This window comes from Streptomyces sp. WAC04114 (assembly GCF_019733245.1).
GTDB classification, from domain to species: Bacteria; Actinomycetota; Actinomycetes; order Streptomycetales; family Streptomycetaceae; genus Streptomyces; species Streptomyces massasporeus_A.
Map to the genome: position 1 here is coordinate 1 of NZ_JAIGQA010000005.1, position 26,483 is coordinate 26,483.

The following is a 26,483-nucleotide window of genomic DNA, read 5'->3' on the forward strand; positions in this document are numbered from 1 at the left end:
AGCGGTCCTGACCGGGCGTACCGAAGAGGTACAGGATCAGGTCCTGGTCCAGGGTGATTCGGCCGAAGTCCATGGCCACCGTGGTGGTGGTCTTGTCCCCGGTGTGGGTGAGGTCGTCGATGCCCGCCGAAGCGGACGTCATGACGGCCTCGGTGCGCAGCGGGTTGATCTCCGAGACGGCACCCACGAACGTGGTCTTGCCCACGCCGAAGCCGCCAGCCACCACGATCTTCGCGGACGTGGTGGAGCGGGAAGGCCCTCCGCTAGAGCTTGCGAAGTCCACTGAGCACCCTTTCGAGCAGTGTCACGTCTGGCTGGCCGCCGGCGTTCTCGTCGCCGCCGGGCTGATGGATGGCGACCAGTCCCGCCTCCGCCAAGTCGGCGACGAGGATCCTGGCCACGCCGAGAGGGATCGTGAGGAGCGCCGAGATCTCGGCGACCGACTTGATTTCCCGGCAGAGGTTGCAGATCCGCTGATGCTCGGGCAACTGGCCCTGCATCTGGTGCGGCTGCGCAGTGGTGTGCACCAGCGCCTCGATGGCGAGCTGGTAGCGCGGGCGGGTCCGGCCGCCGGTCATGGCGTACGGACGCACCAGCGGGTTGTTCGACCCCCCGGCGGGCGACGGCTCGGGGGTGCGGCGCTGCGGCTGCACGGGCTGGATGCGCGGCGCCGGCGGCTGGTCGTACGGCGAAGGGCCGGGGCCCTGCGGCGCGTACGGCTGCCGGTGGCTCGGTGCGGAGGGGAAGTTGTAACGGTTCGGGTTCTGACCACCGTCGCCCTGGCCCTGGGCAGGGCCGTACGACCAGTTGCCCGAAGACGAACCGCCTGGGGGTGTTGCCACTTTCTCCTCCTCCGACTGTGCCTGGCACCCATCGCTGTGGAGCCGCGTCCCGAAACCTTACGGCCACGGGACGCCAAAACGCACCGTCCGTCAGTTAGTTGAGCAGGCTCCCCTGGAGCTCTGCGCGAAGGTCCGGTGTCAGGACCGTACCGGCTCGGTCGACCAGCAGTGCCATCTCGTACCCGATGAGGCCGATGTCCGCCTCCGGATGTGCGAGGACGGCGAGGGACGAGCCGTCGGATACGGACATGATGAAGAGGAATCCCCGCTCCATCTCCACAACCGTCTGGTTCACCGCGCCTCCCTCGAAGATCCGGGAGGCGCCTGCCGTCAGGGACGTCAGACCGGAGGCGACGGCCGCGAGCTGGTCGGCACGGTCGCGGGGGAACCCTTCGGACATCGCCAGAAGGAGTCCGTCGGCGGAGACCACCACCGTGTGGGACACCCCCGGGGTGTTGTCCACGAAGTTGGTGATCAACCAGTTCAGGTTCTGTGCCGCCTGGCTCATCGGGCTCACACTAACGCTCCTGGTTGTAGGTGCTGTCAGGACCGAAGCCCTGGCCGTTCGTTTCACTGCCTGCGCTGCGTCCGCGCTGGACGCCCCGACGCAGATTGCTCAGCCTGCCCCGGACGTCCTCCGGAGCACGGGAGACCTGGGGGCCTCCCTGGGGGGTGCTTTCGGCGGCACCCTCGATCAGGTTGGCCTTGGGTACCCGCCTCGGCAGGCCGGAGGAGGTGACCCCGCCGGCCTTCGGCTTCCGGAGCTGCGAGGCCTGCTGCCACCGCTCGTCGTTGGCCGAGCGCCAGTCGCTGTCGCCGTTGCTCTCCGGGGTGGAGGCCGCAGGTTCCTGGCTCACGTGCCGTGCGCCGCCCGTGCCGTTCGCACCGCTCGCGGTGGCTCCGCGACGGGGAAGCCCGGCGTCGGTGAGCGACGGGGCGGCGGACTGGGTCGGTCCCGGCCGGTCGAAGCCTACGCGGTCCTGCTCACTCGCGTCAGCGGCCTGCGCAGATTCCGTTTCCTGGGCCTGAGAAGGGTACTGGCTCGGGTAGCCGTTCCGGTAGCCGTCCTGCTGCGGCCAGTCGTCCTGGTGACGCCGCTGCTCGAACGCCGCGAAACCGCTCTGCCCGCCCGAGTTCGGCGCCGCGGGCTCCTCCTGGGCCGGCTCCGCATAGGAGGGCTCCGGGTAGCCGCCGTTCGGCGAGAAGGTGTCGTTCTGCGGCACACCGCCGCCCGGCGCGTAGTACTGCTCGTCGTACGCAGAGCGCTGCGGCTCCTCGTACGCCGTGTGCCGCTGCTCGTCGTACGACGGCTGCTGCTGCTCGTACGGCGTCTGGCGGTCGTACGCGGACGGCTGCTGCTCCGGGTAGCCGTTCTGGCCGGTGTCGTAGGCCTGTCCGGCGTCGTAGCCCTGCTGCCCGTTGTACTCGTCGCGGTACCCGGTCGCCTGGTCGTGCTGCGGGCCGCTCTGCCCGGGCAGAGCGGGCTGCTCGTTCGACTGCGACTCCAGGGCCGCCCGGCGCTCCTCGCGCATCAGGGAGCGGCCGACAGGGTCCAGCTCCCGTATGTCGTCGGGGACGTCGGAGTAGCGGCTGTCGTCGAAGCCGAGCTCCGCGGCCGTGCGCATGGACTGCTGCTGGTTGAAGTCCTCGCCGCCGAAGTTCTGCTCCGGGATGATCTGCGAGACGGTGAACTCGTCGCGGTCCACGTGCTGCTCGCCGCCACCACCGTGGGTGATCGCGTCCGGCAGCATGACCAGCGAGGTGGTGCCGGCCTGCTCGCCCGAGGGGCGCAGCTGGACGCGGATGCCGTGCCGGTCGGACAGCCGGCCGACCACGAACAGGCCCATGCGCTGCGAGATCGCGGCGTCCACGGTCGGCGGGTTGGCCAGCTTGTGGTTGATGTCCGCGAAGTCCTCGGCGGTCAGGCCGATGCCCTTGTCGTGGATCTCGATCATCACGCGGCCGTCGGGGAGACGGGTCGCGGTCACACGCACCTTGGTCTGCGGGGAGGAGAACGTCGTCGCGTTCTCCAGCAGCTCGGCGAGCAGGTGCACGAGGTCGGTCACGGCGCGGCCGTGGATCTCGGCCTCCGGGACGCCGGAGAGCTCGATGCGCTCGTACTGCTCCACCTCGGAGGAGGCGGCGCGCAGCACGTCGACCAGCGGGACCGGCTGGTCCCAGCGGCGGCCGGGCTCCTCGCCGGCGAGGACCAGGAGGTTCTCGCCGTTGCGGCGCATACGGGTCGCGAGGTGGTCCAGCTTGAAGAGGTTCTCCAGCTGGTCCGGGTCGGCCTCGTTGTTCTCCAGGTCGGTGATCAGGGTCAGCTGGCCCTCGATCAGCGACTGGTTGCGGCGCGAGAGGTTGGTGAAGATCGCGTTGATGTTGCCCCGCAACAGGGCCTGCTCGGCGGCGAGCCGGACGGCCTCGCGGTGGACCTGGTCGAAGGCGCGGGCGACTTCGCCGATCTCGTCCGTGGTGGAGATCGGGATGGCCTGGACACGGGTGTCGACACGGCCGGGATCGGTGCGGGAGAGCTGGTCGACCAGCATCGGCAGACGCTGCTCGGCGATGCCGAAGGCGGCGTTGCGCAGCTGGCGCATCGAGCGGCTCATCTGGCGGGCGACCGCACCGGCCAGGATGAAGGCCAGGAGCAGGGCGACCACGACGGCGGCACCGGTGATGTAGGCGTCACGCTGGGCGTCGTCGGCGATGTCGGACGCTTCGCTCACGGCCTTGTCGGCCATGTCCGTCTCGATCTTCTCGTACGCGTTGAACTTGAGCGTGTTGACCGCCCACCAGTTCTCGGCGGTGACGCCCTTCTCGGCGAGTGCGGCACGGGCGCTCGGGTCCGTGCTCGGCAGTGTCGCCACGGCCGAGATCATCGTCGTCGGGTTGGCGGGCGGCGGCACGTAGTCCGGGTTCTTGCCCTTGGCCTCGCGGGCCATCGCGGCACCGTCGGCCTTGAGCTTGGCCTCGGCGGCCTCGAGCTTGTCCGCGTCCTGCTGGGTGCCACCGCCGATGTACTCCTGCACGGCGATGCGCTCGAGGTAGGCGTACGAGGAGAGGGCGATGCGCTGGCTGGCGAGGTTGCCGGCGTCCGGGCCCGGCTTGACCAGGATGTGCATGCCGATGGACCGCTGCAGCGACAGGGCCGCCTTGGTCAGCTCCATGGCGTACACGGTCCGGCCGTAGCTGGTGATGTTGCCGGTGCCGAGGCCGAGCTCGTTGGCGAACTCGGTCAGCGGGTGGGCGACCTCGACGTAGCCCTCTTCGGTCTGGACGCCCTTGAGCTTGGAGGTGTAGGCGACCTGGCGCAGGGTGGCCAGCTTGGGCTCCGCCTTGCGGAAGAGGTCGAGCCGGCGCTCCAGGCCGGGCTTGGCAGGCATGTCCTGCGCGGCGGTGTCGAACGCGTCGGCCGCCTCGTCGGTGGCCTTGCGGAGCTGGGTGACGGTCGCCTTGTCCTGGGCGTTCTGGGCGCTGCCCTTCAGCAGGGGCGCGGCCGAGCCGTCACGTTCGTTGTAGAGCGCGTTGGCGTAGAGCAGCGAGGCGCGGACCAGGCGCGCGGTGTTCTCCGCGTCCTCGGCCTCCTGCCAGGTGTCGATCGAGCTCTTCACCTGGAAGCCGCCCATGACGAGGCCGACGACCACGGGTATGAGCAGGATCGCGTTGAGCCGGGTCGCCACGCGCCAGTTGCGCGGGGAGAGACGGCCGCCGCTCTCGGCGGGCGCGGCCGCCGGTTCCGAACCGGGCACGGGGGCGGGCGCCGCTGTGCGCGGCGGCGGGGTGAAGTTGCCCCGGGCCGACGGCTCGGGACTGTTCTTGCTTCGCCTCACTCGACCAACAACCTCTCGGCGGTCGGCACCAACGTTGTGCCGCAGTGTTCAGAGCCCAGTCGTCGGCGACGGACGAGTACGTCATTGACTATTGGGCAGTTCAGGCATTCCAGCACGACGACCTGCGCTCTTCCAAACAGTCCGAGGCGGGGAATCGGGGTGATGTAAGCCCCAGATAAAACGGTCATAAAGAGCGAGCCCCGCCAAAAGGCGGGGCGATTGTGCGCGCAGCGAGACCGGATGTGCGCGACGAGTGGCCATACCACCCGATTCCTCTGCCGAAACGTTATGAACACCTTGGCCGACCGTGTCAAAGGACACAGCCGGCTCCGGTGCATCTACGACAACTGCCGTATGGCACTTCTGATTTGGGTGCTACCTCAGCCGTGCCATCAGAGCGTGCTCGACCAGCGTGATCAGGGCACTCTTCGCATCGGCCCGGTGCCGGGCGTCCGTTGTGATGATCGGGGTGTCCGGTCCGATCTGCAGCGCCTCGCGCACCTCTTCGGGCTGGTAGGGCTGCTGCCCGTCGAACCCGTTCAGCGCGACGACGAACGGCAGCCCGCTGTTCTCGAAGTAGTCCACGGCCGGGAAGCAGTCGGCCAGGCGCCGGGTGTCCACGAGCACCACCGCGCCGATGGCGCCGCGCACCAGGTCGTCCCACATGAACCAGAAGCGGTCCTGACCGGGCGTACCGAAGAGGTACAGGATCAGGTCCTGGTCCAGGGTGATTCGGCCGAAGTCCATGGCCACCGTGGTGGTGGTCTTGTCCCCGGTGTGGGTGAGGTCGTCGATGCCCGCTGAAGCGGACGTCATGACGGCCTCGGTGCGCAGCGGGTTGATCTCCGAGACGGCACCCACGAACGTGGTCTTGCCCACGCCGAAGCCGCCCGCCACCACTATCTTCGCGGAGGTGGTCGATCGACCCGCGTCAGAGCTTGCGAAGTCCACTGAGCACCCTTTCGAGCAGTGTCACGTCCGGTGCGCCGGTGGCGTCGTCGCCGCCCGGCTGGTGGATCGCGACGAGACCGGCCTCGGCGAGGTCCGCGACCAGGATCCGGGCCACACCCAGCGGCATGTTGAGCAGCGCCGAGACCTCGGCCACCGACTTCACCTCACGGCACAGGTGGCAGATCCGCTGGTGCTCCGGGAGCAGTCCCATCAGCGCGGCGGGATCCGCGGTCGTGCTGATCAGTGCCTCGATCGCCAGCTGGTAGCGCGGCCTGGTCCGGCCGCCGGTCATGGCGTACGGCCGTACCAGCGGCTGGTCGCCCTCGTCCTCGTACGGCTCCGCGTACGGATCATGAGAGGCGGTAGGCGGGGTCATGGGTCCTCCGGGCGGGACAGCAAGTCGGTCAGCAAGCCGTCTGACGGGGCCTGTGTGGGGTGTGTGGCGGCCGGACGGTGATGTGGTGAGACGGGTGGTGCCGGGGCCGATCAGTGGAGCAGACTGCCTTGGAGCTCAGCTCGCAGGTCCGGGGTGAGGACCGCGCCCGCGCGGTCGACCAGGAGCGCCATCTCGTAGCCGACGAGGCCGATGTCGCACTCGGGGTGGGCGAGTACGGCCAGGGACGAGCCGTCCGAGACGGACATCAGGAAGAGGAATCCCCGCTCCATCTCCACGACCGTCTGCGCCACGTCACCTCCCTCGAAGATCCGGGAGGCGCCTGCCGTCAGTGACGTCAGGCCCGAGGCGACGGCCGCGAGCTGGTCGGCGCGGTCGCGCGGGAAGCCCTCGGACAGCGCCAGGAGGAGACCGTCGGCGGACACGACGACGGTGTGGGACACCCCGGGGGTGTTGTCCACGAAGTTGGTGATCAACCAGTTGAGATTCTGTGCCGCCTGGCTCATCGGACTCAACTAACGCTCCTGCTGGTGAGTGGGCCGTGGGTGGCTGCCGGTCTGGGTGGACCCGGCCTGACGACCCTGTGCGATTCCCCGACGGAGATTGGTCAGCCGGCCGCGCACGTCATCGGGCGCACGCGAGACCTGCGGACCGCTCTGGTGGGTTTGCTGCTGAGCCGTGCCCGGGACGAGGTTGGCCCGGGGCACCCGGCGCGGCAGGCCGGAGGTGGTGACACCACCCGCGGCGGGCTGGCGGACTCGCTCGGCCTGGCGGACGAGGTCGTCGTTCGGCGAGGTACGCCAGCCGGCGGGTGCGGACCGCTGCGGACCGGTGGGTCCCTGCGGTTGCTGCGGGGCGGCCGGAGCGGAGCCGTTGTTCTGCGGCTGCTGCTCCTGCTGGCCGTGGAACCAGTTGGTCTCCAGCGTGTCGTACAGCGGCGTACGACCGTCGCCGGGACCGGACGCCGGCGGCAGGGCCTCGGGCTCCTGCCGGACCGGGCGGGTCTGGGGGGCGGGCGGACGGGAGGCACCGAAGTCGGCCGGGCCCCGACCACCGTTCGGCTGCGGCCTCTCGTACTGGCCCGTGCCCGCCGGGTCGGCCTGCGTGGCCGGACCGGGGAGGGTGGGCCGCCCGGAGCCGTTGTCCTGGCGGGGTGCGGGGTACTGGCCGGTCGAGCCGTTGTCCTGGCGGGGAGCCGGGTACTGGCCCGTGGAGCCGTTGTCCTGACGCTGAGCCGGGTACTGGCCCGTCGAGTTGCCGTCCTGGCGGGGCGCCGGGTGCTGGCCGGTCGAGCCGTTGTCGTACGACTGCGGGGCCGGGTACTGACCGGTGGAGCCGTTGTCGTAGGACTGCGGCGCCGGGTACTGGCCCGACGTGGACGACGCGTCCGGGCGGCCGCCCGGGGTGCCGAAGACGTCCGGACGGAGGAACTGGCCCTGGTCCTGCGGAGCGTTCGCGCCGGGGCCGAACGGGTCCGCCTGCTGAGCGGCACCGAAGTCGGCCGGCGAGCCGAGGCCCTGCCGGTCGTTGCCGCGGGGCACGGCCGGCATCTCGGTCGTCGCGCCCGGGCCCTGCCGGTCGTCGACGCGCGGGAGGGACGAGGTGCGGGAGACGTCCGGCTCCTCGTGGCCGCGCGGGGCGTCCAGCGAGGCGCGCGGCACCGGCGGCTGGGCGTTCTCGTCGCTCCAGCTCGGCACGCGCTGCTGGGAGTCGCCACCCGGCAGTTCGGCGCGCGGACCACCGCGCGGCGGCAGCTGCCTGCGGCCGCCCTTGCCCTGATCGGCGTTGCCGCCCTGCTTCTTCCGGCTCCGGCCACCGCCGAAGGCGTCCTGGCCCTGCGGCCCGTTGGTACCCGCGGCCTGCAGACCCTGCGGGGCACCCGGAGCCTGCTGGCCCTGCGGCTGCTGGCCGAACGCACCGGCACCGCCCTGAGCCGGACGGCCCTGCGAGGGACCACCCTGCTCGAACGCCGACGGGCCGGGACCCTGCGGTCCGCGCGCACCGCCCGGCGCGCCCGGACGGCCACCGTCCGCGTCCCGCCCGGGCAGCGCGGCCCGCGGGCTCTGACCCGGACCGAGCCGGCCACCGCCGGACGCACCGGCCCCGAGAGCGCCGCCACCGAAGGCACCACCGGACGGGCCGGCCCCGAGGGCACCGGCGCCCTGGCCGGCCCCGGCGGCACGCCGGGCCGCGGCCGCACCTGCGGCGGCCTGAGCGGCGGCGGGACCGCCGCCACCGACCGGCGGCTGACCGGGCTGCTTGGGCTGGGGCTTGCGGCCGCCCTGGGCGACATCGACGGGCAGCATGACCAGCGCGGTCGTACCACCGGAGTCGGACGGACGCAGCTGGATGCGGATGCCGTGCCGCTGGGACAGCCGGCCGACCACGAACAGACCCATGCGTCGGGAGACGGAGACGTCCACGGTCGGGGGAGAGGCGAGCCGCTCGTTGATCGCGGCCAGGTCCTCCGGCGACAGGCCGATACCGGTGTCGTGGATCTCGATCAGCACCCGGCCGTCGGGCAGGGCGTGACCGGTGACCTTGACCTTGGTCTGCGGCGAGGAGAACGACGTCGCGTTCTCCAGCAGCTCGGCGAGCAGGTGCACGAGGTCGTTGACCACGCGGCCGGCTACTTCAGTGGTCGGCACCGAGGCCAGCTCGATGCGCTCGTACTGCTCCACCTCGGACGCGGCGGCGCGGAGCACGTCGACCAGCGGCACCGGACGGGTCCAGCGGCGGCCGGGCTCCTCACCCGCGAGGACGAGGAGGTTCTCACCGTTACGGCGCATGCGCGTGGCGAGGTGGTCGAGCTTGAACAGCGAGGACAGCTGGTCCGGGTCGGCCTCGCGGGACTCCAGTTCGGAGATGAGCGAGAGCTGACGCTGGATGAGGCCCTGGGAGCGGCGCGAGAGGTTGGTGAACATCGCGTTGACGTTGCCCCGCAGCAGGGCCTGCTCGGCGGCGAGGCGGACCGCCTCGCGGTGCACGTCGTCGAAGGCCGAGGCCACCCGGCCGATCTCGTCCCGGGAGTGCACACCGACCGACTCCACGGACGTGTCGACGTCCTGCGGGTCGGACTCGGACAGCTGCTTGACCAGCTCGGGCAGACGGTCGGAGGCGACCCTGGTCGCGGTGTCCTCCAGGCGGCGCAGCGAGCGGATCATGGACCGCGCCACGACGAAGGCGCCGACCAGCGACACACCGAGCACGATCAGGATCAGGGCACCGGAGATGATCGCGTCGCGCTCGGTGGCGCTGCGCAGCTCGCGGGCCTTCTGCTCCATCTCCTCGAGCAGCGTGTGCTCGATGTTCTTCATCTGCTGGATCTTGGTGGAGCTGTCGTCCAGCCAGTCGCGGTAGGACCGCTTGTCCTGCTGGGCGAGACCGCTCGCCGACTTCAGGGCGCGACCCGCGTAGGTGTCGGTCGCCTTGATCGTCGAGTTGCCGCCGTCCTCGATCGGCTTGAGCAGCTCGGCGGCGGAGTCCTCGCCGTAGATGCTCTTGAAGCTGCGGAGCTCGGAGTTCTGGCTCTCCAGGGCGGACTCGGCGTAGAGCCGGTCGTTGGACGAGAGCTTGCCGGTCGTGGTGTTGCTCGCGGGCAGGGCCGCCGCGAGGGCCGCGCGCTGGATCGAGGAGTACTCCTTGGCGGAGGAGAACGCCGCGAGCGCACGCGTGCGCTGGATCATGTCCGGGTTGCTGGTCGCCTCGGCCATGTCCTGGGAGAGGTCGATCAGGTTCTCGATCAGACGGTGGTACGCCTCGATCGTCTGCGTGGAGTTGTCCTCGGAGGCGTAGGCGCCCTTGCGGATCTGCTCCAGGTCGCCCAGTTCGCCGGCGAGCTGCACGAGGTACTCGCGGACGCCCTTGAGGTTGCCGTCCTTGCTGCTGCTGTCGATCTCCTCGGAACTGTCGAGGAAGTTCTTCATCGCCCGGTCGGTCTTCTCGCGAAGCCCCTTGACCGTGAAGTCCGTGGCCTTGCCGCCGTGCGCCAGCGGGCCGGCCGACTGGTCGCGCTCCTCCTGGAGCGCGGCCGACAGGTCGGTGGCCTGCTTGGTCAGATCCGTCAGCAGCTTCATGTTGTCCAGCTGCTGGATGTTGTCCATGGAGTCGTTGATGCGCAGCGCGCCCAGCGACGTGGCGGCGACCACCGGGAGCGCGAGCAGCGACACCAGGCGGGTCGAGATGCGCCAGTTCCGCAGGGCTATTCGCGGACCCGGTCCCACCGGACCCGTCGGCGGCCTCAGCCCCTTGGACGGGCTCGTGGAGCCGGATGCCGTCGGCCCGGAGCGCTCTCCACCGTCACCGGCAGGGCCCTGGTTCTGGGCGTGCTGGGGCGAGGAGCCGCCATTCATGGGGCCAGTCCCGCCGTGCGGCTCCGGCTCCGCCGAAGCGCTGCCATCCCTCTTGAAACGTCCCTGCACTAGCGTCGCAACCTCTGGACCAGGCACCCCGTCGCCTGAACGGCGGGGCACGGTGTCGGCGTTCTGGGGACGCCCTGAAAAACGCCCCCGTGGTGGTCGTGAGTGACCGGCGCTGGTTCCCCCTTCTCACCGCCGCTCGGCGCGTCTGTGCGCCCCCTGTGCGCCGGCTCGATCCCGCGGCGGTCCGTGAGATTCCAGCACAGCACAGGATCTCCAACAAGGCCCGTAGGCCGAGCCGTGATGTAGGTGACAGCACGTGAGTGCCGGATCACCGGTCGTAGAAAGCGAGTTCGCCCATTTCGGGCGTAATCCCGCGAGTCGACGAGCCGTGCCGGGTGTCCCAGTCGCCATGATCAGGAGCGGAATGATGGCTTCAGTGGGCCAATGTCCGTTTCGTTGGGGTGGGGTGTGAGTCCGGATTGACCGTTTCGCCCTCGGGTTCGTGAGGAAACTCACACGCCGATCATGCCCCCTGCGCGGACGGGCCGGGGAATCGGATGTTTAGCCTGACGCTTTACATCGATGGCACAACCGACAACCCGCGCCCGTACGGGGGTTCACACCCCGCCCGGCGCCCTCCACAGGACAGGGTCACGTAAACAGTGAAGACGACGACGATGTTCCACAAGATCGCCAACCCGCGACGCACGACGCTGGCACACCTGGAAGACGCCGACGAACTGCAGACGCCGGAGCAGCCGGAGCACCCCGTCGACCTGCCGACCCAGACCGCAAACCCCAAGCGCACCATCCTGATGGAGATCCCCGTCGCGGCCGCCGCGGCCGCGGAGTGACACCAGCAAGTACGCGTGCCGGCCGCCGGATGCTCATGTCGGCGGGGCACGGATTTTCCAGGGGCGCCCCCCGCGACGGGGCGCCCCTTCGTAATGCGCGGGGCGGGGACACCTCCCCGCGTTAGCCTGGACCGTCAGACTCCAGCCGTTCAGTCAAGGGGCCAAGCATCCCGTGCGCATCGCCAGGTTCTCCATCGACGGGAACGTCGCCTTCGGCGCCATCGAGGGCGACAAGCAGGACGAACTCGTCCTGGACATCATCAAGGGCATCCCGTTCGCGGACTTCGAGCTCTCCGGGACCAAGGTGCCGGTGAGCAAGGTCAGGCTGCTGCCGCCGGTGCTCCCCAACAAGGTCGTCGCCTTCGGCCGCAACTACGCCGAGCACGCGAAGGAACTGGGCAACGAGGTCCCCGACGCCCCCTTCGCCTTCTTCAAGCCGTCCACCTCGGTGATCGGCCCCGGCGACGAGATCCAGTACCCCTCGTTCTCCGAGGAGGTGCACCACGAGGCCGAGCTGGCCGTGGTGATCGGCCGGATGTGCCGCGAGGTCCCGCGCGAGCGCGTCAAGGACGTGATCTTCGGCTACACCTGCGCCAACGACATCACCGCCCGCGACGTGCAGCGGCGCGAGAAGCAGTGGGCCCGGGCCAAGGGCTTCGACAGCTCCTGCCCGCTCGGCCCATGGGTGGAGACGGACCTCGACGCGAGCGACCTCACCATCCAGCTCACCGTCAACGGCCAGCAGCGCCAGCTGGGCCGGACCAGCGAGATGATCCACTCCGTCGAGGATCTGATCGTCAACATCTCCGAGGCCATGACGCTGCTCCCCGGCGACGTGATCCTCACGGGCACCCCGGCTGGGGTCGGCCCCCTGAACGTCGGCGACGAGGTCGCCGTCACCATCGAAGGCATCGGCACTCTCACCAACAAGGTTGTCAAGCGTGGCTAGCGCACCCGGCACTCCAGTACGCGTCCGTTTCTGTCCCTCGCCCACCGGTAACCCCCACGTGGGCCTGGTCCGCACCGCCCTGTTCAACTGGGCGTTCGCCAAGCACCACCAGGGCACCCTGGTCTTCCGCATCGAGGACACCGACGCCGCCCGCGACTCCGAGGAGTCGTACACCCAGCTGCTCGACTCGATGCGCTGGCTGGGCTTCGACTGGGACGAGGGCCCCGAGGTCGGCGGCCCGCACGCGCCGTACCGCCAGTCGCAGCGCATGGACCTCTACAAGGACGTCGCGCAGAAGCTCCTCGACGCCGGTCACGCCTACCGCTGCTACTGCTCCCAGGAGGAGCTGGACACCCGCCGCGAGGCCGCCCGCGCCGCCGGCAAGCCCTCCGGCTACGACGGCCACTGCCGCGAGCTGACCGCCGCCCAGGTCGAGGAGTACCAGGCCCAGGGCCGCGAGCCGATCGTCCGCTTCCGGATGCCCGACGAGACGATCACCTTCACCGACCTGGTCCGCGGCGAGCTGACCTTCACCCCGGAGAACGTCCCGGACTACGGCATCGTCCGCGCCAACGGCGCCCCGCTGTACACGCTGGTCAACCCGGTCGACGACGCCCTGATGGAGATCACCCACGTCCTGCGCGGCGAGGACCTGCTCTCCTCCACCCCGCGCCAGATCGCCCTGTACAAGGCGCTGATCGAGCTGGGCATCGCCAAGGAGATCCCGTCCTTCGGGCACCTGCCGTACGTGATGGGCGAGGGCAACAAGAAGCTCTCCAAGCGTGACCCGCAGGCCTCCCTCAACCTCTACCGGGAGCGCGGCTTCCTCCCCGAGGGGCTGCTCAACTACCTCTCCCTGCTCGGCTGGTCCCTCTCGGCCGACCAGGACGTCTTCTCGATCGCCGAGATGGTCGCGGCGTTCGAGATCTCCGACGTGCAGCCCAACCCGGCCCGCTTCGACCTGAAGAAGTGCGAGGCCATCAACGGCGACCACATCCGCATGCTGGACGTGAAGGACTTCACCGAGCGCTGCCGCCCCTGGCTCCAGGCGCCGTTCGCCCCCTGGGCCCCGGAGGCCTTCGACGAGGCGAAGTGGCAGGCCATCGCGCCGCACGCGCAGACCCGCCTCAAGGTCCTCTCCGAGATCACCGACAACGTCGACTTCCTGTTCCTGCCGGAGCCGGTCGAGGACGAGGCCAGCTGGGCCAAGGCGATGAAGGAGGGCTCGGACGCCCTGCTGCGCACGGCCCGCGAGAAGCTGGAGGCCGCCGACTGGACCTCCGCCGAGTCGCTCAAGGAGGCCGTCCTGGCCGCCGGCGAGGCCCACGGCCTCAAGCTCGGCAAGGCCCAGGCCCCCGTCCGTGTCGCCGTCACCGGCCGCACGGTCGGCCTGCCGCTCTTCGAGTCCCTTGAGGTCCTGGGCAAGGAGACCACCCTGGCCCGGATCGACGCGGCGCTGGCGAAGCTCACCGCGTAAGCACACGGCAGCACACGGCGAGGGCGGCGTCCGGTTCGGACGCCGCCCTCGCCGTGTCCGCCCAGGCGTCACCCGGAGGTCATGCTTCCGGCCACCTTGCGTCCCCAACGCCTTCGGCAAGATCGTCCGCACGCTCGCTGACCGGCACCCTGCCCCTGGGCTGAGTGCACACCGCCGTGGGTACGGTCGGAACATGAGCATCCAAGCCGTGGTCTGGGATGTCGACGACACCCTCTTCGACTACACCACCGCCGACCGCCTCGGCATGCGCGCCCACCTCACGACCGAGGGCCTGCTCGACCGCTACGACAGCGTCGAGCAGGCCATCGACCACTGGCGGGAGATCACCCACCTGCAATGGGCCCGCTTCTCGGCCGGCGAGGCCACTTTCGAGGACCAGCGGCGCGACCGCGTACGGGTGTTCCTGGACCGGGACCTCACCGACGCCGAGGCCGACGCGTGGTTCCAGCGGTACGTCACCCACTACGAGGCGGTCTGGGCCCTCTTCCCGGACGTCCTGCCCGTCCTCGACGCCCTCTCCGCCAGCCACCGGCACGCGGTGCTCTCCAACTCCAGCCTCCACGTCCAGGACCGCAAGCTGCGCGCCCTCGGCGTCCACGACCGCTTCGAGACCATCCTGTGCGCGGCCGAGCTCGGCATCTCCAAGCCGGAGGCCGGGGCGTTCCTGGCGGCCTGCGAATTCCTCGGACTGCCCCCGCACCAGGTCGCCTACGTCGGCGACCACCCGGAGATCGACGGACGGGGCGCCGCCGACGCCGGACTGCTGTCGGTGTGGATCGACCGAAGCGGTCCGTACGCCACGATCGACCCGCCCGTCGGACCGCACCGCATCGCGTCCCTCGCCGAACTGCCGTCCCTGCTGGGCTCGGATACTCGTTTTGGAGCCCCGTCCACCTTCGGGTAATGTTCTTCCTGCGCCGCGGGAGCGGGCCGGAAGGCCGGAATCCCAGGCGCACAACTAGAACACGGACCCCCTCCGGGGCTTGCGTTCCAGTGGCCTATGGTGTAATTGGCAGCACGACTGATTCTGGTTCAGTTAGTCTTGGTTCGAGTCCAGGTAGGCCAGCTCGCAGAGCTCATCTGCATCGCCCCCGTTGTGTAGCGGCCTAGCACGCTGCCCTCTCAAGGCAGTAGCGCCGGTTCGAATCCGGTCGGGGGTACTGGTTCCGAGCGATCGACGATCATCTCGGGACTGCTAGGGCCCCCGTTGTGTAGCGGCCTAGCACGCCGCCCTCTCAAGGCGGTAGCGCCGGTTCGAATCCGGTCGGGGGTACTGACTGGTCTAAACCACATTGGTCTATGGTGTAATTGGCAGCACGACTGATTCTGGTTCAGTTAGTCTTGGTTCGAGTCCAGGTAGACCAGCTCGGACCTGCGGAAACGCAGGCTCCACGCCCCCGTTGTGTAGCGGCCTAGCACGCCGCCCTCTCAAGGCGGTAGCGCCGGTTCGAATCCGGTCGGGGGTACACACTACGAAGGCCCTTCACCTCGGTGAGGGGCCTTCTGCGTATGCGTTGGGGCGCGGGGGACTGCGCGAACAACCACCACCGGCCCGCACGCGACGATCAAACCGTCCGTGCCATGGCGCGTGGTCGGGAAAGGCCTGCCGCGGCGTTGAGGCCGGCCTCCCCCGGAACGCTCCGTCGGTTCAGCCGGTGCGCCGCAACGCCTCGGAGAGACGCCCCGCGGCGTCGATCACAGCCTGCGCATGCATCCGCCCCGGGTGACGCGTCAACCGCTCGATCGGCCCGGACACGGACACCGCGGCCACCACCCGGTTCGACGGCCCCCGCACCGGCGCGGACACGGACGCGACCCCCGGCTCCCGCTCACCGATCGACTGCGCCCAGCCCCGCCGCCGCACACCCGACAGCGCCGTCGCCGTGAAGCGCGCCCCCTGCAGGCCGCGGTGCAGCCGCTCGGGCTCCTCCCAGGCCATCAGGATCTGCGCCGAGGAGCCGGCCTTCATCGTGAGCGTCGAACCGACCGGGACGGTGTCCCGCAGTCCGGACAGCCGCTCCGCCGCGGCGACGCAGATGCGCATGTCGCCCTGGCGGCGATAGAGCTGCGCGCTCTCGCCCGTGATGTCACGAAGATGCGTGAGCACCGGGCCGGCGGTGGCGAGGAGACGGTCCTCACCCGCGGCCGCGGCAAGCTCTGCCAGGCGCGGGCCGAGAATGAAACGGCCCTGCATGTCGCGCGCCACCATGCGGTGGTGTTCCAGGGCCACGGCCAGGCGGTGGGCCGTGGGTCGTGCCAGTCCGGTAGCACCGACCAGACCCGCGAGGGTGGCCGGACCGGACTCCAGAGCGCTCAAGACGAGGGCCGCCTTGTCCAGAACGCCGACGCCGCTACTGTTGTCCATGAAACGATACTCCCGTCTCACTCTGTGAAACGCAAGTTCAATTTTCCGTGGAACGCGCCACCCTGGAATCACGAAGTCACAACGGCCCGTGACGTAAGGGCCTGGTGGTGCGTGCCCGGAATCAGGGGTACGGGCACCGCCTCCTCAAGATCTCTAGTTGGGTCGGCGGATCGTCGTCGGCCGGAGGGAACAGCGATGGGTAGGACACTCGCGGAGAAAGTCTGGGACGACCACGTCGTCCGGCGCGCGGAGGGCGAGCCCGACCTTCTCTTCATCGATCTGCACCTGCTGCACGAGGTGACCAGCCCGCAGGCCTTCGACGGCCTCCGCAAGAGCGGCCGCACCGTGCGGCGCCTGGACCTCACCATCGCCACCGAGGACCACAACACCCCGACCCTCGACATCGACAAGCCCATCGCCGACCCGGTCTCCCGGGTCCAGCTGGAGACGCTGCGCAAGAACGCCGCCGACTTCGGCGTGCGCCTGCACCCGCTGGGCGACGTCGAGCAGGGTGTCGTGCACGTCGTGGGCCCGCAGCTGGGTCTGACCCAGCCCGGCACCACCGTCGTCTGCGGCGACTCCCACACCTCCACGCACGGCGCCTTCGGTGCGCTGGCGTTCGGCATCGGCACCTCCCAGGTGGAGCACGTGCTGGCCACCCAGACGCTGCCGATGTCCCGCCCCAAGACCATGGCGATCACGGTCGACGGCGAACTGCCCGAGGGCGTCACCGCCAAGGACCTGATCCTGGCGATCATCGCGAAGATCGGCACGGGCGGCGGCCAGGGCTACGTCCTGGAGTACCGCGGCGAGGCCATCGAGAAGCTCTCGATGGAGGCCCGCATGACCATCTGCAACATGTCGATCGAGGCCGGCGCCCGCGCGGGCATGATCGCCCCGGACGAGACCACCTTCGCCTACCTCCAGGGCCGCCCGCACGCCCCCGAGGGCGAGGAGTGGGACGCCGCCGTCGCGTACTGGAAGACGCTCAGGACGGACGACGACGCCGAGTTCGACGCCGAGGTCGTCATCGACGCCGCCGAGCTGTCGCCGTTCGTCACGTGGGGCACCAACCCGGGCCAGGGCGCACCGCTTTCGGCGTCCGTCCCCGACCCCGCTTCGTACGAAGACGCTTCGGAGCGCTTCGCCGCCGAAAAGGCCCTGGAGTACATGGGGTTGGAGGCCGGCCAGCCGCTGCGCTCCATCAAGGTGGACACCGTCTTCGTAGGCTCCTGCACCAACGGCCGCATCGAGGACCTGCGCGCCGCCGCCGAGCTCGTCAAGGGCCGCAAAGTCGCCGACGGCGTACGGATGCTGGTCGTCCCGGGCTCCGCGCGGGTCGGTCTGCAGGCCGTCTCCGAGGGTCTGGACGTCGTCTTCAAGGAGGCCGGTGCCGAGTGGCGGCACGCGGGCTGCTCGATGTGTCTGGGCATGAACCCCGACCAGCTGGCCCCGGGTGAGCGCTCCGCGTCCACCTCCAACCGCAACTTCGAGGGCAGGCAGGGCAAGGGCGGCCGTACCCACCTGGTGTCGCCGCAGGTCGCGGCCGCCACCGCCGTCCTCGGCCACCTGGCCTCCCCGGCCGACCTGTCCGCCGACGCCCCCACGCCCGCTGGAGTCTGATCAGTCATGGAAGCCTTCACCACCCACACCGGCCGGGCCGTCCCGCTGCGCCGCAGCAACGTCGACACCGACCAGATCATCCCCGCGCACTGGCTCAAGAAGGTCACGCGCGACGGGTTCGAGGACGGGCTGTTCGAGGCCTGGCGCAAGGACGCGTCGTTCGTGCTCAACCAGCCCGAGCGGCAGGGCGCGACCGTGCTGGTGGCCGGCCCCGACTTCGGCACCGGCTCCTCCCGTGAGCACGCCGTCTGGGCGCTGCAGAACTACGGCTTCAAGGCCGTGATCTCCTCCCGCTTCGCCGACATCTTCCGCGGCAACTCGCTCAAGAACGGCCTGCTCACGGTGGTTCTGGAGCAGGAGACCGTGGACGCGCTGTGGGAGCTCACCGAGAAGGACCCGCAGGCCGAGATCACCGTCGACCTGGAGAGCCGCGAGGTGCGCGCCGAGGGCATCACCGCCTCCTTCGAGCTGGACGAGAACTCCCGCTGGCGGCTGCTGAACGGCCTCGACGACATCTCGATCACCCTGAAGAGCGAGGCGGACATCGCCGCGTACGAGGCGAAGCGCCCCACGTTCAAGCCGCAGACGATCCAGATCTGATCCGGAGCACGATCCGCCGCCCCTGAACAAGGCGACTTTCGGCCACCGCAACACCCCCTCTGTACCCCCGATCAGCCCGATCGGGGGTACAGCCGTGTCTGCACCCGAACGGCCCTGCCCACCCGCTGTTCAGCTGCCAACTTCCCACGTTAAGCAGGTGGTTGCTGGGGTACGCGAGGGGTACAGCCGTGACTTCCACGTGTGCCGGGAAGGCCTTCGGAGGCGGCAGTTGTCCCCTGCGCAGGCGACAACTCGCCCCAGATGGCACAATCTGTGCATGGGACACGACGGCCAACTCGAGCTCTATGCGGCAGTCGCGGACCAACTCAAGGAAGCGCACACAAGAGTGCGCGCACTGCAAGTCCCGGAGGGCGTACGGATGGCGCTGACCCGGAAGCTGCTGGTCATTACGGCCGCGGCCAAGCACGATCTCGCCGACGCGGCAAAACGGCTGGAGCGGTTCACCGCGGACCTCGACGAGGGACGTCTCCCCGACGAGGAACGCTGAACCATTGGACACCGTCGAGTTCGCTGCGGCACAAGGGTGATAAGCCCGTTTCGTGTTTGATTTGCGGTATATATCTGCCTAACGTGCGAAAAAGCTTGAACACTTTCGTTCTGGCGATGTCTCCGAAGGGGAAGACGTGAACAAGGCGCAGCTCGTAGAAGCGATTGCCGACAAGATGGGCGGCCGACAGCAGGCCGCTGAGGCTGTCGACCACGTACTGGACGCCATCGTCCGCGCGGTCGTCGGGGGTGAGCGGGTCTCGGTCACCGGCTTCGGTTCGTTCGAGAAGGTCGACCGCCCGGCCCGGTACGCCCGCAACCCTCAGACGGGCGAGCGGGTTCGGGTCAAGAAGACCTCCGTTCCGCGCTTCCGCGCCGGTCAGGGCTTCAAGGACCTGGTCAGCGGCTCGAAGAAGCTCCCGCGTGGCGGCGAGGTCTCCGTCAAGAAGGCGCCCAAGGGCAGCCTGACCGGCGGTGCCGGCGCGACGGTCAAGAAGGCCGCCGCGAAGAAGGCGACCGCGAAGTCGGCCGCCGCGAAGAAGGCCACCGCCAAGAAGACGACGGCGAAGAAGGCCACCACCAAGACCGCGGCCGCGAAGAAGACCACGGCGAAGAAGGCGCCCGCCAAGAAGACCACGGCGGCGTCCAAGACCACCGCCGCGAAGAAGACCACCGCGAAGAAGGCCCCGGCGAAGAAGGCCACGGCCAAGAAGGCGCCTGCCAAGAAGTCGACGGCGCGCAAGACCACCGCCAAGAAGACCACCGCCCGCAAGAAGTAAGGGCGCTGGGGTACTCACGCGCCGGGCCGGACTCCGCATGGAGTCCGGCCCGCGGCGTGTTCAGGGTGTGATCAGAGGGTCTGCAGGGTCACCAGAGTGATCCGGAGCGCGTCCTCGGCGCCCACCACCTCGATGCGGACCCGCTGGCCCGGGCGCAGCAGCCTGAGGCCCCCCGCGTCGAACGCGGCCGCGTCGAAGGGCACCGGGGTGCCGTCGTCCAGGAGCACCTGCCCGCTGCGGCTTTCGGGGTCGTACGTGTACGCGGTCGCCTGCATGGCCGCAGCCTACTGCCCGGGGATCAGCAACCGCGCGGCGGCCGCGGCCGTATGAGGGCCGACCCCCAGGGCCAGCGCGCTGCGCAGGTCATCGCCGGTGTCCACGTCCTGGCGTACGGAATCCACCGCGGTCAAGGGCAGTTCCACCGCCCCGGAGGCGCGGTGCCGGGCCCTGGAATCCGTGCCGAAGGCCGGGCGCAATTCGCGGCCCGGGGCGGCGGCCAGCAGGGTTGTGCCGATAGCGGCCGCGTCCGGGAGAAATGCGCGCGGGAATTCGGTGGCGGCATCGAGTACCCGGGACAATTCCGCGGGGCGCAGAGCCGGCAGATCGGCGTTGAGGGCGGCCACCGCGCGGGCCGGGCGCGCGGACCGTACGAACCGCGTCGCGTGTGCGAGGGCGGCGTTGAGGCCGCCGCCCGGCTCGTCGGCGATGATCGCGGCACCGAGGGCGGCCAGCTCGCGGCCCGCCCGGGCGTCGTCCGTGACGACTGCCACATCCCCTACCGCCGGGCAGGCCAGCGCGGCGGCCACCGTGTCCTGGGCGAAGGCCAGTGCCAGGTCCGGCCGCAGCCCGTCGTCCGCGGTGTCCGCAAGCCTGCTCTTGGCGCGGGCCAGGGGCTTCAGGGGTACGACCAGGGTCCACTGCACGGGTGTTCCGTCCTCCTCTTGTCGCGGTCATTGTCACCCGGGGCCTCGGGTCGGCGGCGTGCCGGGGCGTACGGTGTTCTCGACAGACCGGCGGCCTGGGGCGACACTTGTGCGGCCCCCCGTGGCCCCGGCTTCAGGCCCTAGAGGAAGGTGTCCGCGTGCCCCGCCGCAGAATCGGCTTCTGGTACCGCTTCGCCGCGGTGATCTGCAAACCGCCGCTGGTGGTTCTGCTCAAGCGGGACTGGCGCGGAATGGAGCACATTCCGGCAGAGGGTGGATTTATCACCGCGGTGAATCACAATTCGCACATCGACCCCTTCGCTTACGCGCACTTTCAGTACAACACCGGGCGCGTCCCGCGATTCCTCGCGAAGAGCGGGCTTTTCAAGAAGGGATTCGTCGGAGCCGCGATGCGGGGCACCGGACAGATCCCCGTCTACCGCGAGAGCACGGACGCGCTGAGCGCCTTCCGGGCCGCGATCGACGCCGTGGACCGGGGGGAATGCGTCGCCTTCTATCCCGAGGGCACCCTCACCCGCGACCCGGACGGCTGGCCCATGACCGGCAAGACCGGGGCCGCGCGGGTCGCCCTGCAGACCAAGTGCCCGGTGATCCCCGTCGCGCAGTGGGGCTGCAACGAGTTGCTGCCGCCGTACGCGAAGAAGCCGCATCTGCTGCCGCGCAAGACGCACCGCGTGCTCGCCGGGCCGCCCGTGGACCTCGCGCGGTTCTACGACCGTGAGATGACCGCGGAGCTGCTGAAGGAGGCCACGGAGGTCATCATGGCCGCCGTCACCGAACAGCTGGAGCTGATCCGCGGCGAGAAGGCGCCCAGGACGCCGTACGACCCGCGCAGGGAGCGGATCGAGCAGCGTCGCCGCACCCAGGCGCAGACGCACCAGAAGTCCGGACAGACCGTGCAGGAAGAGGGGCTGGGCAAGTGAGCAAGCCGGTCAAGGCGGCGGTTCTGAGCGCCGGTTCGTGGGGTACGGCCTTCGGCATGGTGCTCGCCGACGCGGGGTGCGAGGTCACCCTGTGGGCGCGCCGCCCGGAGGTCGCGGAGGCGATCAACTCCACGCGGACCAATCCCGACTACTTCCCGGGCGTCGAGCTCCCGGAGAACGTACGGGCCACCACCGATCCCGCCGAGGCCGCCGCGGACGCCGACTTCACGGTCCTGTCGGTCCCCTCGCAGACCCTGCGCGGCAACCTCGCCGAGTGGAGCCCACTGCTGGCCCCCGACACGGTCCTGGTGTCGCTGATGAAGGGCGTCGAACTCGGCTCCGCGATGCGGATGAGCGAGGTCATCGACGACGTCGCCAAGGTCGGCCCGGACCGGATCGCCGTGGTGACGGGGCCCAACCTGGCGCGGGAGATCGCCGCGCGGATGCCGGCCGCGGCCGTGGTCGCCTGCACCGACGAGGCCGTCGCCCAGCGGCTCCAGGCCGCCTGCCACACGCCGTACTTCCGCCCGTACACCAATACGGACGTGGTGGGTTGCGAACTGGGCGGAGCCGTGAAGAACGTCATCGGCCTCGCCGTCGGCATCGCGGACGGCATGGGCCTGGGCGACAACGCCAAGGGCTCCCTCATCACCCGCGGCCTCGCCGAGACCACCCGGCTCGGCATGGCGCTCGGCGCCGACCCGCTGACCTTCTCCGGACTCGCGGGCCTCGGCGACCTGGTGGCCACCTGCTCCTCGCCGCTGTCGCGCAACCACACCTTCGGCACCAACCTCGGCAAGGGCATGACCCTCCAGGAGACCATCGCGGTCACCAAGCAGACCGCCGAGGGCGTCAAGTCCTGCGAGTCGGTGCTCGATCTGGCCCGCCGGCACGGAGTCGACATGCCGATCACCGAGACGGTCGTCGGAATCGTGCACGAGGGCAAGCCCCCGGTGGTGGCCCTCAAGGAGCTGATGTCGCGCAGCGCGAAGCCCGAACGACGCTGAGCGACGCGAGGCCGACGGCGCTTACCAGGGGCCCTACCAACGGGTACCCTCAACCCGATATGAGCACCGAGAACCTCCCCCAGAGCCCCGAGCAGCCGCCTCGCAAGCCGCGTGTGGCCGTCGTGTTCGGCGGGCGCAGCTCCGAACACGGGATCTCCGTGGTCACCGCCGGCGCCGTCCTCAAGGCCATCGACCGGACCAAGTACGACGTCCTGCCGATCGGCATCACCCAGGACGGGCGTTGGGCGCTCACGGCGGACGAACCGGAGCGGATGGCGATCGTCGACCGGCGCCCGCCGAGCGTCGACCTGCTCGCCGAGTCGGCCGAGGGCGCGGTGATCCTCCCGGTCGACCCCGCCAGCCGCGAAGTCGTCTACAGCGAGCCGGGATCGGTCCCCAAGGCGCTCGGCGAGGTCGACGTGGTCTTCCCGGTGCTGCACGGCCCGTACGGCGAGGACGGCACCCTGCAGGGCCTCCTGGAGCTCTCCGGCGTCCCCTACGTGGGTTCGGGTGTGCTCGCCTCGGCCGTGGGCCAGGACAAGGAGTACATGAAGCGGGTGTTCACCTCGTTCGGGCTGAAGGTGGGCCCGTACGTGGTGGTGCGTCCCCGTGAGTGGGAGCAGGACCGGGCCGCCGCCCGCAAGAAGATCGTCGACTTCGCGGGCGAGCACGGCTGGCCGCTGTTCGTGAAGCCCTCGCGGGCCGGTTCGTCGATCGGCATCACCAAGGTCGACGACCTCTCCGGCCTCGACGAGGCCATCGCCGAGGCCCAGCGGCACGACCCGAAGATCCTCGTGGAGGCCGCGCTGCGCGGCCGCGAGATCGAGTGCGGCGTCCTGGAGTTCGAGGACGGCCCCCGCGCCTCCCTCCCCGCGGAGATCCCCCCGCCCCAGGCGCAGGCGTACTACGACTTCGAGGCCAAGTACATCGACTCCACCCCGGGGCTCGTCCCGGCGCCGCTCACCCCGGAGGAGACGGCCGAGGTCCAGCGCCTGGCGGTCGACGCGTTCGACGCGGCGTCCTGCGAGGGCCTGGTCCGCGCGGACTTCTTCCTCACCGAGGACGGCGAGTTCGTGATCAACGAGATCAACACGATGCCCGGCTTCACGCCCATCTCGATGTACCCGCAGATGTGGCAGGCGAGCGGGGTGAGCTACCCGGAGCTGATCGACCTGCTGGTGCGGGCGGCGCTGCGGCGCTCGACGGGCCTGCGCTGAATCGACCCGCAAGGACGCGGGGAACTGCGCGATCAGCCATGAACGGCCCGCGGACTCAGGACGAGAGCACCAGCCCCGCGATCAGGAGGCGATCCCCTTGGGGATCGCCTTCTTCACTGCCGCGGCAAGATCGATCAACACACCCGAGCTGTCCACGCCCTTGGGCGCCCGGACCTCGACGTACGCCTCCCGGTTGGCGGTGGTGAACACGTACCCCCCGCCGTCCTGCTCCTCCATCAGCCAGTCGACCCCGTTCACGCCCCCGGCGACGGCATCCGGATCCCGTCCCTCGGCGACCTTTGGATCGACCATCTTCGGCGGCTGCGGCACACCGCAGCGCAGTATGATCGCCGGGCTGCCCCAGCCCGCCGTCAGTGCCGACGAGGGCTCGGGATCCGCCCGGCGCTCACCGTCCACCTTCTCGGGCAGTACCTTGTCCAGGTTCCGGCACAGTTCCGCGACCTTCGTGTCTGGACTGGGAACCGCCGCCGACGCGCTGTCGTCTGCTGAGGAGCAGCCCGCAACAGTGATCAACAGCGCGACAGCGGGCAGGCGGAACACGCGGTGGACACAACGGTGCCGGTGACGGAAAGAGTTCACCGGCACAGGGTAGACGGGGGCTACAGATGGACGACCGGGCAGGTCAGGGTGCGGGTGATGCCGTCCACCTGCTGGACCTTGGCGACCACCATGCGGCCGAGATCGTCGACGGTGTCGGCCTGGGCCCGCACGATGACGTCGTAGGGTCCCGTCACGTCCTCGGCCTGGATGATCCCAGGGATCTTGCTGATCGTCTCGGCGACGACCGAGGCCTTCCCGACCTCGGTCTGGATCAGGATGTACGCCTGTACCACGGAACCTCCAGGGCGGCCACGAGGATCATGTGGGGAAAAGGAACGCCACGGTATCGCGTCGCCACTCGCCGCGGGGAGACCCGTGGGGACCGGGTTGTGCGTGCCGGGGTGCAGGTCCGGCAGAACTTGACGGTCACTTCGACCGTAGCGAGGACCGAGAGGCCTCGCGACCGGGCACGGACAGGGACAGAAGGGGAGAAAGGGCAATGAAGGGCACTGTTGGTGAGCTCGGTGAGTTCGGGCTCATCAGGGAGCTCACCTCCCGTCTGACCACCACCCCGGCGGTCCGGGTCGGCCCCGGCGACGACGCCGCCGTGGTAGCCGCACCCGACCGCAGGGTCGTGGCGAGCACGGACATCCTGGTGGAGGGCCAGCACTTCCGGCGGGACTGGTCGACGGCCTACGACGTGGGTCGCAAGGCGGCCGCGCAGAACCTCGCCGACATCGCCGCCATGGGCGCCGTGCCGACCGCGCTGCTGCTCGGTCTGGTCGTCCCGGCCGAGCTGCCGGTGACCTGGCCGAGCGAGCTGATGGACGGCCTGCGCGACGAATGCCAGGTGGCGGGCGCGGCCGTGGTCGGCGGTGACGTCGTGCGCGGCGACTCGATCATGGTGTCGATCACCGCGCTCGGCGATCTGCGCAACCAGGAGCCGGTGACGCGGGCGGGCGCGCAGCCCGGCGACCTCGTCGCGGTGACCGGCTGGCTGGGCTGGTCGGCCGCCGGGTACGCGGTGCTGTCCCGGGGGTTCCGCTCGCCGCGGGCGTTCGTGGAGGCGCACCGGCGGCCCGAGCCGCCGTATCACGCGGGTCCGGCCGCCGCCGGGCTCGGGGCGACCGCGATGTGCGACGTCAGCGACGGGCTGATCGCGGACCTCGGGCACATCGCCGAGGCGAGCAAGGTGCGGATCGACATCCGCTCCGGCGCGATCGACATCCCGTCGCAGATGAACGACATCGGGCAGGCCGTCGGGGTCGATCCCATGCAGTGGGTGCTGACCGGGGGAGAGGATCACGCGATCGTGGCGACGTTCCCGCCGGACGTGAAGCTGCCCGCCCGCTGGAAGGTGATCGGCGAGGTCCTCAACCCCTCGGCGCTGCCTCAGGTGACGGTCGACGGGGCGCCGTGGACCAGCAAGGGTGGCTGGGACCACTTCGGGGACATAGAGTCATGATCCCGGGCGTCCTCACGGTGGCGGGCTCCGACTCCGGCGGAGGCGCGGGCATCCAGGCCGACCTCAAGACGATGCTCGCGCTCGGCGTGCACGGCATGAGCGTCGTGACGGCGGTGACCGCGCAGAACTCCCTCGGCGTGCAGGGGGCTTGGGAATTGCCCGTGGAGGCCGTGCGGGCCCAGTACCGCAGTGTCGTCGACGACATCGGCGTCCAGGCGGTCAAGACCGGGATGCTGGCCTCCGCGGAACTCGTGGAGGCGGTCGCCGAGTTGATCGCGGGGACGGACGCCCCGGCGGTCGTCGACCCGGTCGGCGTCTCCAAGCACGGCGACGCCCTGCTCGCCGCCTCCGCGCTGGACTCGGTCCGTACGAAGCTCCTTCCGGCGGCGACGGTCGCCACGCCGAACCTCGACGAGGTGGCCCAGATCACCGGGGTCCAGGTCCAGTCGGAGCGGGAGATGCGGGGGGCTGCGGCGGCCGTCCTGGAGTACGGGCCGCGCTGGGTGCTGATCAAGGGCGGGCACCTGCCCGGGGACGCCGTCGACCTGCTCACCGACGGCTCCGAGGAACACTGGCTGCGGGCGCCGAGGCACGACAACCGCCACACCCACGGCACCGGCTGCACGCTCGCCTCGGCGATCGCCTCCGGGCTCGCCAAGGGGCGGTCCGTGCCGGAGGCGGTGGCGGCGGCGAAGGAGTACGTCACGGGGGCCGTCGCGGCCGGGTTCGCGCTCGGCGGGGGGATCGGGCCGGTGGATCACGGCTGGCGCTTCCGCGGCGACGTATAGCGACCGGGGCACCGGGGTGCGG

General features: G+C 70.1%; 26 protein-coding genes and 5 tRNA genes. 18 read left to right on the plus strand and 13 right to left on the minus strand.

Features of this window, described 5'->3' with window-relative positions:
* The 8 genes from K4G64_RS02840 to K4G64_RS02875 all read right to left on the minus strand — a co-directional run.
* Positions 1 to 283: ATP/GTP-binding protein (locus tag K4G64_RS02840; protein WP_221754429.1), on the minus strand; the 283-nt coding region annotated here is incomplete at its 3' end.
* Positions 264 to 842: a DUF742 domain-containing protein gene (locus K4G64_RS02845; protein ID WP_097220932.1), complete on the minus strand. Its 579-nt coding sequence runs from the start codon at positions 840 to 842 to the stop codon at positions 264 to 266. The genes K4G64_RS02845 and K4G64_RS02840, both read right to left, overlap by 20 nt.
* A 94-nt stretch (positions 843 to 936) precedes the next feature.
* Positions 937 to 1,350: a roadblock/LC7 domain-containing protein gene (locus tag K4G64_RS02850; protein WP_003993185.1), complete on the minus strand. Its 414-nt coding sequence runs from the start codon at positions 1,348 to 1,350 to the stop codon at positions 937 to 939.
* A 10-nt stretch (positions 1,351 to 1,360) separates the two neighbouring features.
* The gene (locus K4G64_RS02855) at positions 1,361 to 4,675 is read right to left on the minus strand and encodes a nitrate- and nitrite sensing domain-containing protein (RefSeq protein ID WP_221754430.1); all 3,315 of its coding nucleotides are present in this window, start codon (positions 4,673 to 4,675) and stop codon (positions 1,361 to 1,363) included.
* Between the two features lie 375 nt (positions 4,676 to 5,050).
* Entirely contained in the window at positions 5,051 to 5,626 is a 576-nt protein-coding gene (locus K4G64_RS02860) for an ATP/GTP-binding protein (RefSeq protein ID WP_104781463.1), read from the minus strand.
* Complete coding sequence (locus tag K4G64_RS02865; protein ID WP_030851927.1) at positions 5,607 to 6,002, minus strand: DUF742 domain-containing protein; 396 nt, start codon at positions 6,000 to 6,002, stop codon at positions 5,607 to 5,609. Before K4G64_RS02865 ends, K4G64_RS02860 begins: the two co-directional genes overlap by 20 nt.
* Before the next feature lie 110 nt (positions 6,003 to 6,112).
* The gene (locus tag K4G64_RS02870; protein ID WP_030231800.1) at positions 6,113 to 6,526 is read right to left on the minus strand and encodes a roadblock/LC7 domain-containing protein; all 414 of its coding nucleotides are present in this window, start codon (positions 6,524 to 6,526) and stop codon (positions 6,113 to 6,115) included.
* Between the two features lie 9 nt (positions 6,527 to 6,535).
* Positions 6,536 to 10,441, minus strand: coding sequence for a nitrate- and nitrite sensing domain-containing protein (locus K4G64_RS02875; protein WP_221754431.1), 3,906 nt, complete (start codon positions 10,439 to 10,441; stop codon positions 6,536 to 6,538).
* Between the two features lie 602 nt (positions 10,442 to 11,043).
* On the opposite strand from K4G64_RS02875, the gene K4G64_RS02880 reads away from it, so the two are divergent.
* The 9 genes from K4G64_RS02880 to K4G64_RS02920 all read left to right on the plus strand — a co-directional run bounded on the left by K4G64_RS02880 (position 11,044) and on the right by K4G64_RS02920 (position 15,148).
* Positions 11,044 to 11,235, plus strand: coding sequence for a hypothetical protein (locus tag K4G64_RS02880; RefSeq protein ID WP_221754494.1), 192 nt, complete (start codon positions 11,044 to 11,046; stop codon positions 11,233 to 11,235).
* A gap of 172 nt (positions 11,236 to 11,407) precedes the next feature.
* Positions 11,408 to 12,184 carry a fumarylacetoacetate hydrolase family protein gene (locus tag K4G64_RS02885; RefSeq protein ID WP_031109874.1) on the plus strand — a complete coding sequence of 259 codons (777 nt, stop codon included), beginning with the start codon at positions 11,408 to 11,410 and terminating at the stop codon, positions 12,182 to 12,184.
* A complete protein-coding gene (gene gltX / locus K4G64_RS02890) occupies positions 12,177 to 13,661 on the plus strand; it encodes a glutamate--tRNA ligase (RefSeq protein ID WP_221754432.1) in 1,485 nt (494 codons plus the stop codon). The genes K4G64_RS02885 and gltX overlap by 8 nt, the downstream gene beginning before the upstream one ends.
* Before the next feature lie 193 nt (positions 13,662 to 13,854).
* The gene (locus tag K4G64_RS02895; RefSeq protein WP_221754433.1) at positions 13,855 to 14,586 is read left to right on the plus strand and encodes an HAD family hydrolase; all 732 of its coding nucleotides are present in this window, start codon (positions 13,855 to 13,857) and stop codon (positions 14,584 to 14,586) included.
* Between the two features lie 90 nt (positions 14,587 to 14,676).
* Positions 14,677 to 14,748, plus strand: a tRNA-Gln gene (locus K4G64_RS02900).
* 21 nt (positions 14,749 to 14,769) lie between these two features.
* Positions 14,770 to 14,842: transfer RNA gene (locus K4G64_RS02905), tRNA-Glu, on the plus strand.
* 40 nt (positions 14,843 to 14,882) lie between these two features.
* Positions 14,883 to 14,955, plus strand: a tRNA-Glu gene (locus K4G64_RS02910).
* A 20-nt stretch (positions 14,956 to 14,975) separates the two neighbouring features.
* Positions 14,976 to 15,047 (plus strand) — tRNA-Gln (locus K4G64_RS02915).
* A gap of 28 nt (positions 15,048 to 15,075) precedes the next feature.
* A tRNA-Glu gene (locus tag K4G64_RS02920) sits at positions 15,076 to 15,148 on the plus strand.
* A 182-nt stretch (positions 15,149 to 15,330) separates the two neighbouring features.
* Here K4G64_RS02920 and ndgR read toward each other — a convergent pair.
* The gene (gene ndgR, locus K4G64_RS02925; protein WP_003993203.1) at positions 15,331 to 16,047 is read right to left on the minus strand and encodes an IclR family transcriptional regulator NdgR; all 717 of its coding nucleotides are present in this window, start codon (positions 16,045 to 16,047) and stop codon (positions 15,331 to 15,333) included.
* 195 nt (positions 16,048 to 16,242) lie between these two features.
* Here ndgR and leuC point away from each other — a divergent pair, with 195 nt between their 5' ends.
* From leuC to K4G64_RS02945, 4 genes are all read left to right on the plus strand, one after another.
* Positions 16,243 to 17,670: a 3-isopropylmalate dehydratase large subunit gene (gene leuC / locus K4G64_RS02930; RefSeq protein ID WP_221754434.1), complete on the plus strand. Its 1,428-nt coding sequence runs from the start codon at positions 16,243 to 16,245 to the stop codon at positions 17,668 to 17,670.
* A gap of 6 nt (positions 17,671 to 17,676) precedes the next feature.
* Complete coding sequence (gene leuD, locus K4G64_RS02935) at positions 17,677 to 18,270, plus strand: 3-isopropylmalate dehydratase small subunit (RefSeq protein ID WP_221754435.1); 594 nt, start codon at positions 17,677 to 17,679, stop codon at positions 18,268 to 18,270.
* A 277-nt stretch (positions 18,271 to 18,547) separates the two neighbouring features.
* Positions 18,548 to 18,778 (plus strand): hypothetical protein, encoded by a 231-nt coding sequence (locus K4G64_RS02940; protein WP_221754436.1) that lies wholly within the window; start codon positions 18,548 to 18,550, stop codon positions 18,776 to 18,778.
* Positions 18,779 to 18,914: 136 nt separating this feature from the next.
* Complete coding sequence (locus K4G64_RS02945; protein WP_221754437.1) at positions 18,915 to 19,556, plus strand: HU family DNA-binding protein; 642 nt, start codon at positions 18,915 to 18,917, stop codon at positions 19,554 to 19,556.
* A 71-nt stretch (positions 19,557 to 19,627) separates the two neighbouring features.
* On the opposite strand, the gene K4G64_RS02950 is transcribed toward K4G64_RS02945, so the two are convergent.
* Together K4G64_RS02950 and cofC are read right to left on the minus strand one after the other, a co-directional pair.
* Complete coding sequence (locus tag K4G64_RS02950; protein WP_221754438.1) at positions 19,628 to 19,831, minus strand: hypothetical protein; 204 nt, start codon at positions 19,829 to 19,831, stop codon at positions 19,628 to 19,630.
* A gap of 9 nt (positions 19,832 to 19,840) precedes the next feature.
* Positions 19,841 to 20,479 (minus strand): 2-phospho-L-lactate guanylyltransferase, encoded by a 639-nt coding sequence (cofC, locus tag K4G64_RS02955; RefSeq protein ID WP_221754439.1) that lies wholly within the window; start codon positions 20,477 to 20,479, stop codon positions 19,841 to 19,843.
* A gap of 158 nt (positions 20,480 to 20,637) precedes the next feature.
* Here cofC and K4G64_RS02960 point away from each other — a divergent pair, with 158 nt between their 5' ends.
* From K4G64_RS02960 to K4G64_RS02970, 3 genes are read left to right on the plus strand one after another with little or no spacing between them, the layout of a single operon-like run.
* Positions 20,638 to 21,423, plus strand: a complete 786-nt coding sequence (locus K4G64_RS02960) for a 1-acyl-sn-glycerol-3-phosphate acyltransferase (RefSeq protein ID WP_221754440.1) — start codon at positions 20,638 to 20,640, stop codon at positions 21,421 to 21,423.
* Positions 21,420 to 22,430 (plus strand): NAD(P)H-dependent glycerol-3-phosphate dehydrogenase, encoded by a 1,011-nt coding sequence (locus tag K4G64_RS02965; RefSeq protein WP_104781452.1) that lies wholly within the window; start codon positions 21,420 to 21,422, stop codon positions 22,428 to 22,430. Before K4G64_RS02960 ends, K4G64_RS02965 begins: the two co-directional genes overlap by 4 nt.
* A gap of 59 nt (positions 22,431 to 22,489) precedes the next feature.
* On the plus strand, positions 22,490 to 23,647 hold the full coding sequence (locus K4G64_RS02970) for a D-alanine--D-alanine ligase family protein (RefSeq protein ID WP_221754441.1): 1,158 nt from the start codon (positions 22,490 to 22,492) through the stop codon (positions 23,645 to 23,647).
* 81 nt (positions 23,648 to 23,728) lie between these two features.
* On the opposite strand, the gene K4G64_RS02975 is transcribed toward K4G64_RS02970, so the two are convergent.
* Together K4G64_RS02975 and K4G64_RS02980 are read right to left on the minus strand one after the other, a co-directional pair.
* Positions 23,729 to 24,247 carry a DUF3515 domain-containing protein gene (locus K4G64_RS02975; protein ID WP_308122200.1) on the minus strand — a complete coding sequence of 173 codons (519 nt, stop codon included), beginning with the start codon at positions 24,245 to 24,247 and terminating at the stop codon, positions 23,729 to 23,731.
* 20 nt (positions 24,248 to 24,267) lie between these two features.
* Complete coding sequence (locus K4G64_RS02980) at positions 24,268 to 24,501, minus strand: Lrp/AsnC family transcriptional regulator (RefSeq protein ID WP_031106939.1); 234 nt, start codon at positions 24,499 to 24,501, stop codon at positions 24,268 to 24,270.
* Positions 24,502 to 24,707: 206 nt separating this feature from the next.
* Between K4G64_RS02980 and K4G64_RS02985 the strand changes: the two genes are divergently transcribed.
* Both K4G64_RS02985 and thiD read left to right on the plus strand, forming a co-directional pair.
* Positions 24,708 to 25,673, plus strand: coding sequence for a thiamine-phosphate kinase (locus tag K4G64_RS02985; RefSeq protein WP_221754442.1), 966 nt, complete (start codon positions 24,708 to 24,710; stop codon positions 25,671 to 25,673).
* Positions 25,670 to 26,461, plus strand: coding sequence for a bifunctional hydroxymethylpyrimidine kinase/phosphomethylpyrimidine kinase (gene thiD, locus K4G64_RS02990; RefSeq protein ID WP_221754443.1), 792 nt, complete (start codon positions 25,670 to 25,672; stop codon positions 26,459 to 26,461). The genes K4G64_RS02985 and thiD overlap by 4 nt, the downstream gene beginning before the upstream one ends.
* Positions 26,462 to 26,483: the final 22 nt, after the last annotated feature.